The 11,486-nt window shown below is 57.4% G+C and carries 9 protein-coding genes; 1 reads left to right on the top strand and 8 read right to left on the bottom strand.

Features of this window, described 5'->3' with window-relative positions; all coding sequences use genetic code 11:
* Window positions 1-4: 4 nt before the first annotated feature.
* A complete protein-coding gene (locus RBB47_RS03665; protein ID WP_305984386.1) occupies window positions 5-1,357 on the bottom strand; it encodes an MATE family efflux transporter in 1,353 nt (450 codons plus the stop codon).
* 145 nt (window positions 1,358-1,502) lie between these two features.
* Between RBB47_RS03665 and RBB47_RS03670 the strand changes: the two genes are divergently transcribed.
* Window positions 1,503-2,417: a histone deacetylase gene (locus RBB47_RS03670; RefSeq protein WP_305984387.1), complete on the top strand. Its 915-nt coding sequence runs from the start codon at window positions 1,503-1,505 to the stop codon at window positions 2,415-2,417.
* 23 nt (window positions 2,418-2,440) lie between these two features.
* Here RBB47_RS03670 and RBB47_RS03675 read toward each other — a convergent pair whose 3' ends face one another.
* From RBB47_RS03675 to RBB47_RS03705, 7 genes are all read right to left on the bottom strand, one after another.
* Window positions 2,441-2,716 (bottom strand): DUF6460 domain-containing protein, encoded by a 276-nt coding sequence (locus RBB47_RS03675; protein WP_305984388.1) that lies wholly within the window; start codon window positions 2,714-2,716, stop codon window positions 2,441-2,443.
* A 525-nt stretch (window positions 2,717-3,241) separates the two neighbouring features.
* Window positions 3,242-4,372, bottom strand: coding sequence for an AraC family transcriptional regulator (locus RBB47_RS03680; protein ID WP_305984389.1), 1,131 nt, complete (start codon window positions 4,370-4,372; stop codon window positions 3,242-3,244).
* A gap of 143 nt (window positions 4,373-4,515) precedes the next feature.
* Window positions 4,516-6,726, bottom strand: a complete 2,211-nt coding sequence (locus tag RBB47_RS03685; protein ID WP_305984390.1) for a 3-hydroxyacyl-CoA dehydrogenase NAD-binding domain-containing protein — start codon at window positions 6,724-6,726, stop codon at window positions 4,516-4,518.
* A 17-nt stretch (window positions 6,727-6,743) separates the two neighbouring features.
* Complete coding sequence (locus RBB47_RS03690; RefSeq protein ID WP_305984391.1) at window positions 6,744-7,952, bottom strand: acetyl-CoA C-acetyltransferase; 1,209 nt, start codon at window positions 7,950-7,952, stop codon at window positions 6,744-6,746.
* 21 nt (window positions 7,953-7,973) lie between these two features.
* Entirely contained in the window at window positions 7,974-8,615 is a 642-nt protein-coding gene (locus tag RBB47_RS03695) for a glutathione S-transferase family protein (RefSeq protein ID WP_305984392.1), read from the bottom strand.
* A gap of 105 nt (window positions 8,616-8,720) precedes the next feature.
* On the bottom strand, window positions 8,721-10,517 hold the full coding sequence (locus tag RBB47_RS03700) for an acyl-CoA dehydrogenase C-terminal domain-containing protein (protein WP_305984393.1): 1,797 nt from the start codon (window positions 10,515-10,517) through the stop codon (window positions 8,721-8,723).
* A 366-nt stretch (window positions 10,518-10,883) separates the two neighbouring features.
* Window positions 10,884-11,345 carry a MerR family DNA-binding transcriptional regulator gene (locus RBB47_RS03705; RefSeq protein ID WP_305984394.1) on the bottom strand — a complete coding sequence of 154 codons (462 nt, stop codon included), beginning with the start codon at window positions 11,343-11,345 and terminating at the stop codon, window positions 10,884-10,886.
* Window positions 11,346-11,486 lie beyond the last annotated feature (141 nt).

Consider the following 11,486-nt stretch of genomic DNA (forward strand, 5'->3'; position numbering starts at 1 on the left):
TGTTTCAAGCCTCGGCGAACGTCCTGTCGGCTCGCCCACGACACGCTGCCAGCAGCGTGATGCCGCGCAGGCCCAGGAACAGGCCGAGGGCGAGCCAAAGACCGTGATTGCCCATTAGCGGGAACAGCGCATAGTAGGCGGCGATATAGACGGCCAGTGACAGCAGCATCATGTTGCGCATGGTGTCGGACCATGTCGCGCCGATATAGATGCCGTCCATCTGGAAGGCGAGAACGCCCAGGAGCGGCGCCAGCACGGCCCAGATCAGATAGGTGTTGCCGATGGCACGCACGTCAGGTGCCGTCGTCATGAAATCGATCATCGCCGGTCCGAACAGGTAGAACACTGCAGACAGGAGAAAGGCCATGGCGAAACTCCAGATCGCCGTCAGCTTAAGCGTCCTGTCGAATGCCGGGCGGTGCTTCGCGCCAACGGAGCGGCCCGCCAGTTGTTCCGCGGAGGTCGCAAGCCCGTCGAGAAAATAGCCTGAGACCATAATGAATTTTTCAAGAACCGCGTTGGCCGCAAGGACTGTATCGCCCTGATCGGCGGAGCGGGCCATGAAGAAGGCGTAGGCATAAAGAAGCGCAAAGGAGCGGATCATGATGTCGCGGTTGAGCGCCATCATGCGTATCAGAAGCCGGCGATTGAAAATGACGGCAGGTTTCGGCCACGACCCGCGCCCCACCGTTGCAAGTACCAGCACAAGTCCGAGCATGGTCGTGGCGATTTCGCTGAGGACGGTGGCGAATGCGACGCCTTCCACGCTCCAGTTCAGACCGACGACGAACCAAACGCTCAAAGCGATGTTCAGCCCATTGAGAAAAAGCTGCAGCAGCAGGCCGGTGCCGGCTCTGCCAAGACCGATGAACCAGCCCAGGATGACGTAGTTGGCCAGCAGGAACGGAGCACTGAGGACCCGAACGTCGAAATACCGTGCAGTGGCAGACTGGACCTCCGCGCTGCCGCCCAGAAACCATTGCCCTGCCTCGCGGATCGGTGACTGGAGCAAAATGACGAGAAGGCCGCCGGCAAGCGCGATCAGGAGTGCTCGGAGCAGCGTCGCCTTGATTTCCTCGTCATGCTTCGCGCCGAGCGCCTGGGCGGTCAGTCCTGTGGTTCCCGCGCGCAGAAAATTGAAAGTCGTGAAAACCAGATCGAAAATAATGCCGCCGAGTGCGATGCCGCCAAGCAGAGCCGCGTCGCCGAGACGCCCGATGACAGCCATGTCGACCACGCCCAGCAAGGGCGTCGACAAATAGCCGAGTGTCATCGGAATGGCGATGGCCAGTACGGAGCGGTGCGTTACCGAAAAAGCGAGCTTGGACGGGTCGTTCGCAGCTTGGGATGGCGACATGGAAGTCTCGTGTTCAGTTCACAGACCTTCTCGTCCAGCGCCACCGGTCTCGTCAATTGCTTTCCTCACATACCCGGTATGAGCGCTGCAGTCTTCAGGTGCCAAAAAGCTTCCAGCCCGCTATGGACTGACTATATTGCAGATAATGTCGCTGCCTATCGTTCATCACCCGGCTTACTGCGCCGACCTTCCCGCAAATCACAGGTTCCCGATGGACAAGTTCCGTGCTGTCGCGGATCTGATCCGGGCCGAAGGCCTGCTTGACGGCGGCTCGTTTGTCCGGCCCCGCCCGGCGCCGTTCGAATGGATCGCCCTTGCCCATGATCCCGCCTATGTGGATCAGGTCTTCAATGGGAAAGTTCCGGAAAAGGTTGCCCGAGAGATCGGCTTTCCGATGCGCGAGGACATAGCTCTGCGCGCGCGCTGCGCCACCGGAGGCTCGGTGCTGACGGGCTATCTAGCACTCGAAAACGGGATCGCCTGCAACACGGCCGGCGGCAGTCATCACGCCCGCAGGCTGCATGGTGCCGGGTTCTGTGTCTTCAATGACGTTGGGGTTGCTATCAAGGTCATGCAGGCGGACGGCGCCATTGGCAAGGCGCTCGTTGTCGATCTGGACGTGCATCAGGGCGACGGGACCGCTGATATTTTCCAAAACGATCCGGACGTCTTCACCTTCTCGATGCATTCCCAGAAGAACTACCCCGTGCGCAAGATCCCGTCCCATCTGGATATCGGTCTTCCGGACGAAACCGGTGACGAGGCGTATCTGAAAACGCTTGAGGAGACTTTGCCGGAACTTCTGACGCGCGAGCGCTGGGACATCGTTTTTTACAATGCAGGTGTCGATCCTTACGAGAACGATCGCCTCGGACGGCTCAAGCTCACGCGCGACGGATTGGGCCGGAGGGACCGCTATGTGATCGAAACGGTGAGAGCAAAGGGGTTGCCGCTCGCCGGTGTTCTTGGAGGGGGCTATTCAACCGACATTGATGAACTGGCAGATCGTCACGTCACCTTGCACCGGACGGCGAGAGACGTTGCAGAAATGAAACCATAGACGAGGATCCCGGACGCCGTTTCTCAGCGCGAACGCCCCATCGCCAGAAGCCGGGTAACGAGCCAGATCGGGATGACGACGATGGCGCCAACGACAAGGTAATTGCCTAGTCGTCCAATTGCATGAAAGCCCATGTTCCAAAGGCGCTCAAAGAAATCAACGGTCATGTGGACCAGGTCTATCGGGTCCAGATTGAGCGCGGACAAGATGATCCCGACAACGAAGGAAAGGAAGATGAGCCTTAAGACCACCTGTGCTGGCGAACCACCAATAAACCGGCTCAAACCGCTGTCGGACATTTGTTGCTCCAAAAGTGTCGTCAAAATCGCTGACGGATAGTTAGGATCAGTTCTCTAAAATTACAACGCATCGGCGTCTGGCCCACGAGACACCTCGTCAATTCTTCATATACGCAAGGGTTGGTGTCGTGAATAGTTAAATCCTGGAGATCTCACGCCAAAGACAGGAGTGAATCCCTGACGTATCTAAGGTTTCAGGTATGTGAAACTTATCGTTAGCGGGAAGCCCACTTCTTCTTACGACAAGATACCTCCACCCGCAGTGAAAGACAGCGTTCGAGCCGGCTCCCTCCGGCGCGCACAAAAATGGGCCACATTGCGGGATCGGTCCAAAACCGGCTGACATGGCGATTTTTGTCATGTGTCCCAGAGGCCGGGAATGAAAGTTGCGTTCGATAGGGAGTATCGGATGTTTGCGGGCCTAGGAAACAATCTCTGGCACGGCGGTGGTATCGAGCCCGTAACTGCCACCGTGCCGAAATTCTCTCTTCTTCCGGTCGCAGCTTCGTCATTTCGCATGTGGTGTTATTCAACCCGCGCGGACTTTCCCGATCGCGTCTGTTTCGGCTGACCAACGCTTCGCGGCATCGACGCAACCCGGGAAGGCTGCACTTTTTTCCGTGGGCCTCCGTTGAGCGCGCTGACCCGGGTCGCGCCCTCTCGAAACTTGCGCGGGGAAACGCCGAACCAGGTCTTCACCGCCCTTGAAAATGTGCTGAGTTCGGAAAACCCGATGAGGTAGGCGATTTCCTTCATCGGAAGATCGGTGCCGCGCAGATATCTCTCTGCTGCAGAGCGCCGGATTTCTTCACTGAGCTTCCGGAAGCTGGTACCTTCCTTTTCGAGCAGCCTTTGCACCGCTCTTTGCGACATGCCGAGTTTTGCGGAAATGTGCGGCAATGTGCAGGCACCGTGAGCCAGGTTCGTGGCAATCTCGTTGGCAATTCTGGTCAGCGGCGATTCAAGCTGGCCAAAACGGTCCAGCTCTTCCATCGCGGCTTTCTGAATGATTTCATATAGATGTGTGTCGCTCTGTCTGAGAGGGCGGGACAAGAGCGATCTCGGAATGAAAATCCGGTTGTGCGGCGCTCCGAACTTCAGGCGGCCCTGGTATTTCTTCTGAAACGCGGAGGTGTTTTGCGGGGCTGTTGTTGCAAGCTCAATGAGAATGGGCGGCACCTGCATATCAAGCGCGCGTTCCAATTGCTGGGTCGACCAACCGATCCGCGCGAACATGTTCTGCCGCCATTCGCCGCGGCCCTCCAGGATCTGCCATTCGACATAGCCACCTGTCTCATCTTCTTCAAACAACATGCGGTATGCGTTGGTGCGGATTGGAATGAACTTCACCCAGGCGAGACAGGCGTCCCGCAGTGTTGGCGCGCAGGAAAACAGATAGTCGAAAATCGAAAAGCAACCGATGTCGACATTGTTGAACAGGTCGAACATGACAGCATCGTCGCCAAGCGCCTCAGCGACATGTTCAAACACGCCGTGCCATGCCGTGATGGGCACGACACCCTGGGGATCTTCAATAACAGAAAGGTCGAATTGATAGTTCTCAGCGATCTGTGGCCAGTTCAAATCGCTGTTTGAACTTATGTCGCGCAGGACTCGGAAAACGTCCGCGCGTGCCCATTCGCCTTCAAGCGACATGTTTTTCTCCGGCCAGCCCGTGCACAGTTATTGTGTGAACTGTGCATGACAAGACGGCGTGGATCAAGTTTTGTCCGACATTAGTCGCCGTATTTTGGACTGTGCAAGGAACCATCCCCTTTTTGGAGATGGTTCCCGCAATTTTACGCAGCGTCTTTAGTTGCTTGCTCTACTTTTGGTGGAAATTTTCCGTAAAACGATTCGTTCGCCTTCGCCATGTCGCGGAGCAATTTGTTCGGCTTGAACCGCGGGCCCCACTTGCGGGTGAATTTCTTGCAAAGATCCACGAAAGCAGGTGTTCCCATCATGTCGATATAGCTTAGCGTGCCACCCGTATAGGGCGCGAACCCAAAGCCCAGGATCGAGCCGACATCCGCTTCGCGCACATCAGTCAGGCAGTTTTCCTCAAAGATCCGGGCTGTTTCCAACGCCTGCATCACAAGCAAACGCTGCTTCAGTTCCTCGACATTGAAAGCCTCGGCCGGTTTCGGTTGGCCGGTGACTTCCGTGATACCGGGCCAAAGGCTCTTGTCTTTGCCCTTGTAGTCGTAAAAGCCCTTGCCATTCTTGCGGCCGAAGCGTTCCCGGTTGACGACCATCTCCTCAAGAATGTTGTCCAGCGGCCCTTCAACATATTTGACGCCAAGGTCTTTGCGTGTCGCGGAAACGATCTTCCATGCAAGATCAAGCGCGACCTCATCGCCAAGCGACAAGGGGCCGACCGGCATCCCTGCCATTCTGCCGGCATTCTCGATCATGGCCGCCGGAATGCCGTCGGCCAGCATCATCAGCCCTTCACGGATGTAGGTCATGACCACTCTGGAGGTGTAGAAGCCCCGGCTGTCATTGACGACAATCGGTGTTTTCTTGATCGCCTTGATGTAGTCGAGTGCCATCGCCAGGGCACGGTCGGACGTACGTTTGCCCAGGATCACCTCCACCAGCATCATCTTGTCGACCGGCGAGAAGAAGTGGATGCCTATGAAGTTCTTCGGCCGCTTCGAGGCCTGCGCCAGCGACGTGATTGGAAGTGTCGAGGTGTTGGAGGCGAAAATGGCGCGCGATTTCATCACGGCTTCCGCCTGCTCGGTAACGCCTTTCTTGATGTCCCGGTCTTCAAACACGGCCTCGATAACAAGGTCGCAGTCCGCAAGGGCTTCATAGTCGACAGTCGCAGTAATCCGGGACAGCAGCTTTTCCTTCTGGTCCTCGCTTGCCCGGCCACGTTTGATTGCTTTGCTGATCAGCTCGTCGGAATGCGCCTTGCCCTTGTCGGCAGCTTCCTGGTTGCGGTCGATGAGGACGACATCGATGCCCGCACTGGCCGTGACATAGGCGATGCCGGCACCCATGAACCCGGCGCCGAGAATTCCGACCTTCTTGATCTTGTTTGGCCGCTGATCCACCGGACGGCGCGCCAGCTTGTTCAGCTCTTGCATGGAGACGAACAGCGAACGCACCATGTTGGCCGCTTCCGGGGTTTGGAGAACTTTGGCGAAATACCGGCTTTCCACCTGCAACGCGAGATCCATCGGCAGCTGCAGTCCCTCGACCACCGACTGAAGCAAGTACCGCGCTCCCGGATAGTTGTCGTACGTCTCCCGGCGGTAGATCGCGTTCGCTGCGGGCCAAAACTGGAACCCTGCCGGCGAATACACTTTTCCATTGGGCAGCTTGAAGCCCTTTTTGTCCCAATCCTTGACCGGATCAACTCCGGCTTTCAGCAGTTTCTTCGCGGTGGCGACAAGTTTCTTGGTGCCGGTGACTTCGTCGACCAGTTTCATCTGCTTTGCCTGGGGAGCGCGCAGTGTTCTGCCTTGCAGCAGAAACTGCATCCCCTGCTGACCGTCGGTCATGCGCATCACGCGCTGTGTCCCGCCGGCCCCGGGAAACAGACCGACCTTGACTTCCGGAAGCCCCATCTTGAGGCCTTCGTCGACCACGCGCGCGTGACAGGCAAGTGCAAGTTCGGTGCCCCCGCCCATGCAGGTGCCGGTAACGGCCGCAACGAACGGCTTGCCGCATGTTTCAAGCTTGCGATAGATCTGCGTCAGCCGCCGTGAACCTTCAAAAAGCGCCTTGGCAGCGCCTTCCGGATCGTTGCCCCGTTTGATATGGAACTCCTTCAGGAGGGCTTCCAGCATGGTCAGGTCGGCGCCGCCGGAAAAGGCATTCTTGCCGGACGTGATCACCGCTCCTTTGACGGCGTCGTCGCCCGCGACCTGATCGATGATCGCATCGAGTTCATCCATCACCGTCAGGTCGATGACGTTCATGGACTTTTCCGGCATGTCCCAGGTCACCAGGGCGATACCGTCCGCATCTGTCTCGACAGAAAAATTCTTGTAGCTCATCGAAAAATCTCCCTGTCTCAGACCCGTTCGATAATTGTTGCCGTGCCCATGCCTGCGCCGATGCACAGGGTCACGAGCGCAGTGTTGAGGTCGCGGCGCTCCAGCTCGTCAAGAACCGTGCCGAGGATCATCGCGCCGGTGGCTCCGAGCGGATGCCCCATTGCGATCGCGCCGCCATTGACATTCACGATGTCCGGATCGAGGTCGAACGCCTGCCGGTAGCGCAGGACAACCGATGCAAAGGCTTCGTTGATCTCGATGAGATCAATGTCCTTCAGGTCCATCTTGGCGTTCTTCAGGAGCTTTTGCGTAACATCCACCGGCCCGGTCAGCATAAGCGCCGGTTCGGAGCCGATATTGGCAAATGCCTTGATCTTGGCGCGGGGTTTCAAACCGGACGAGCGTCCCGCGGTGCTGGAGCCGATGAGAACGGCAGCGGAGCCGTCGACGATCCCGGACGAATTGCCGGCATGATGCACATGCTTGACGGTTTCGATTTCCGGATGAGCCTGAATGCCGACTGCATCAAATCCACCCATGTTGCCCATCAGTTCGAAGGACGGATTGAGCGAGGCGAGAGACTGCATGTCAGTCTCGGGCCGCATATGCTCGTCCCGGTCGAGGATGGTGATGCCGTTGACGTCCTTGACCGGAATGACCGACCTGGAAAAACGGCCTTCTTTCCAGGACTTTGCTGCCCGTTTCTGGCTCTCGACCGCATAGGCATCGCAATCGTCGCGGTTGAAACCGTACTTGGTCGCGATCAGGTCGGCAGAGACGCCCTGTGGCATGAAATAGGACGGCATGGCAACCTGAGGTTCGATCGGCCAGGCGCCGCCCGATGCGCCGATGCCGACGCGGCTCATGCTTTCGACACCGCCCGCAATGACCAGTTTGTGCTGACCGGACATGACCTGAGCAGACGCCATGTTGACCGCATCGAGACCGGAGGCGCAGAAGCGGTTGATCTGCATGCCGGGCACGGAGGTATCGTATCCTGCCGCGAACACGGCTGCCCGCGCGATGTCGCCACCGGCTTCGCCTACCGGATCCACGCAGCCGAGAACGACATCATCCACCTTGGCGGTGTCGAGGCCATTCCTGTCCCGGATCGATTCCAGCGCGGTTGCCGCAAGGCGCACGGACGTCACTTCATGAAGCGCACCGTCCTTTTTGCCGCGGCCCCGCGGGGTTCGAACGTGATCGTAGATATAGGCTTCAGCCATCTGGTCCTCCGCTTGAAAGGTTTATTGTTTTGCATCCGGCAACGGGTGGCCGGGCATCAGGTCATAGGGGTGTTTCCAGCCGGGCAGGGCCTTGAGCCTTTCCAGCCAGGCGATGACATTCGGGTAAGGCGTAAAATCGGTCCCGATCTCGTCCTGCCAGTATAGATAGCCGCACAAGGAAAAGTCCGCGGTTGTCGGCTTGTCGCCGACCGCGAACGCGCTGTTTTCGAAGTGTTTTTCAAGGATTGCCAGCCCCGCGCGCATCCGGCCGTCCAGAAACTTCGTCACGTCGTTTTCGCCGGTCTTGGCAAAGACCCGCAAGAACCTCAAAGGCGCGGCCACGCCGGAGACTTTCTGGTTGTCGAAAATTGTCCAGCGCAGGATTTCACGGCGCTCATCGTCGTCAGCCCAACCAAACTTGCCGAACTGGTCTACAAGGTAATCCAGGATGACACCGGACTGTGTCAGTTTCTGTGAGCCGTGTATCAGGACCGGGACCTCGCCCATCTCGTTCACGTTGCTGCGGAATTCTTCAGTGCGTGTTTCACCGTTGAAAAAGTCGACCCACTTGGTCTCCCAATCGGCGCCGCACAGCTCCAGCATCAAGGCCACTTTGTAGGAATGGCCTGACTGGGCCATGCAGTAAAGAATGTGTTCGGCCATACGTTTGTCGTCTCCCTGGCAGATTCTGTTCAGCGCGAGGCTACTACGGCAGCGGTGAATTTGCTCGGGCGAATGTCCGGCCCGGTGCCGCCGGGCCAGGATGGATTAGAATGCGTTTGCGTCGAGCGACATCATCATTTCAGACCCGGAAGAGATCCGGGAAAGATGCGCCGCCGTTTCCGGCATTGTGCGCTCCATGAAAAAGGTGCCGAACGCCAATTTGTTTTCCAGCCACTCGGACTTGTCACCGGCCCCTTCTGCCAGCTTCTCGTGTATCGCCTTGGCCATCTTGGCCCACATGTAACCGAGTGCCACCAGCCCGAAGAGGTGCATATAGTCGACCGACCCGGCACCCGCATTGTCGGGATTTTTCATGGCATTGTTCATGAACCACATGGTTGCCGCCTGCAGGTCGTCGGCACCTTTCTTCAAGGGGGCGGTGAAGGCTGCAAGTTCCTCGTTATCCTTGTTTTCTTTCAGGAAAGTGTTGACTTCGTTGAAGAAGCTCATCACGGCGCGGCCGCCGTCCGCCGGCAGTTTCCGGCCGACGAGGTCGAGGGCCTGAATGCCGTTGGCGCCTTCGTAGATCATCGCGATGCGGGCATCTCGGACGAACTGTTCCATGCCCCATTCAACAATGTAGCCATGGCCGCCATACATCTGTTGCGCATTGACCGCATTGGCAAAGCCCGTGTCGGTCAGGACGCCTTTCAGAACGGGTGTCATCAGTCCCATCATGTCGTCGGAATACTGGCGGTCGTTGTCGTCGTCGGACCGGTGCGCAACGTCGCCGTGAAGGGCTGTCCAGATGACAAGAGCACGGGCCGCTTCATTAAAGGCGCGTATCGACATCAAGGTGCGGCGTACATCCGGATGAACGATGATCGGGTCCGCCGCACCGTCGCTGTTCTTCGGACCCGTCAGGGACCGTCCCTGCAGCCGCTCCTTCGCGTAGGTGGCCGCATTCTGATAGGCGACCTCGGACTGCGAAAGACCTTGAACTGCGACACCGAGACGGGCTTCATTCATCATCACGAACATGGCCTTCAGGCCTTTGTTCTCTTCGCCGACGAGCCAGCCGGTGGCCTCGTCGTAGTTCATCACACAGGTGGCGTTTCCGTGAATGCCCATCTTGTGTTCGATGGATCCGCAGGAAACACCATTGTTGTCGCCGACCGATCCGTCATCGCCGATCGCATTGCGGGGAACCACGAAAAGAGAAATGCCTTTGACACCGTCCGGAGCGCCCTCGATACGGGCGAGCACCAGATGGATGATGTTATCCGACATGTCGTGCTCGCCGGCCGAAATAAAGATCTTTGTTCCGGAGATTTTGTAGGACCCGTCAGCCTGTGGAACCGCCTTGGTTCGGATCAGGCCCAGATCGGTACCGCAATGCGGCTCCGTCAGGTTCATGGTTCCGGTCCACGTTCCGGCGATCATGTTGGGCAGGTAAGTCTGCTTCTGGTCATCCGTGCCGTGGATCGTGAGAGCGGCAACGGCACCGCCGGTCAACCCCGGATACATCGCAAACGCCATGTTCGCGGATGTGGCGTACTCGTTGAAGATTGTCGCGAGCGTGTGCGGCAGACCTTGTCCGCCATAGTCCGGGTGCCCGGACAGCGTACCCCAGCCGTTTTCGCAAAACGCTTTGTAGGCGTCCGAAAATCCTTTCGGCGTTGTTACCGTGCCGTCGTCATGCCTGACGCAGCCCTCCTGGTCGCCGACCTGGTTGAGCGGCTGCAGGACTTCTTCTGCAAATTTTCCGCCCTCACGCAGGATCGCTTCAACGAGGTCGAGCGGTGCATCAGAAAAGCCGGGAAGATTGGAATAACGGTCATAGCCGAAGACATCCTTCAACAGGAAAAGCGTGTCATCGACGGGCGCGGTATAGCTTGGCATCTAAATCCTCCCAGATTTGCCGGGTATGTTCAGCTTTACGTTTGCGTAAACGTCATCTTGGGATCTATATACGCATCTCGATTGGGTCCGGCAAGTGGTGTCCCAACGGAAGGGATTGCAAAAAAATGTGCTCAAAACACGCATATTGGACTGTTTTTTGAGGTTGGCTACCCCGGAATCATGTCGTGATGACGTTTTTTTGAGAAAACTAACGCTGCTGCGCCGGCGTTTGTTGAAGGGTAGACACAATCGCTTCAACCAAAAAAACGCCGTGCGGTCAGGCACGGCGTTTTCGAATGAGTGTCGATCCAGCAAAGCCAGGTCATGACATAGCGGGTCGATGACCTTGGCTTTTGTCGAAATGACCTAGCCTTCTTCGGCTTCTTTGTGTTTCAGCATTCCGGACACGATCTCGACGGTTCGGGACAGTTCCTCGATTGCCTGCTCGATGTCCTTACGCTGGTCTTCAAGGACGGCAATCTGCTCCTTGAATTTGGACAGGGCGACCCGCAACTGGGTGACCTGTCCATCGCGCAGGTCGTAAAGGTCCAGCATGTCCCGGATTTCGGAGAGGGAAAAGCCGACGCGCTTTCCCATAAGAACCAGTTTCAGCCTGGCACGGTCGCGGCGGTTATAAACCCGGTTAAGACCGTCGCGTTTCGGGTTCAAAAGCCCCTTGTCTTCGTAAAATCTCAACGTCCGCAGGGTGCAGTCGAACTCTTTTGCCAGATCGCCGATCGTGAACTGGGTTTTCTTGGTGCTGTCGTCCGAGGCGGACACAACGTCGACAAGGTCGTCTTCGTTGAGGATTGAAAGCGCTTCGCTCATGGCAGTCTTTACTCAATTTCCAGCCGTTATCCGGCTTATTGTCAGGTGTTTTTCAGTTCATCGAAACCGGCTGTTTCGAGCTCACGCAATTCAGCGGCAAAATCGAACTTGCGCCTGCACAGCTCTACCCACCGGTTTTCT

The sequence above is a fragment of the Roseibium sp. MMSF_3544 genome (assembly GCF_030732845.1).
GTDB lineage: Bacteria > Pseudomonadota > Alphaproteobacteria > Rhizobiales > Stappiaceae > Roseibium.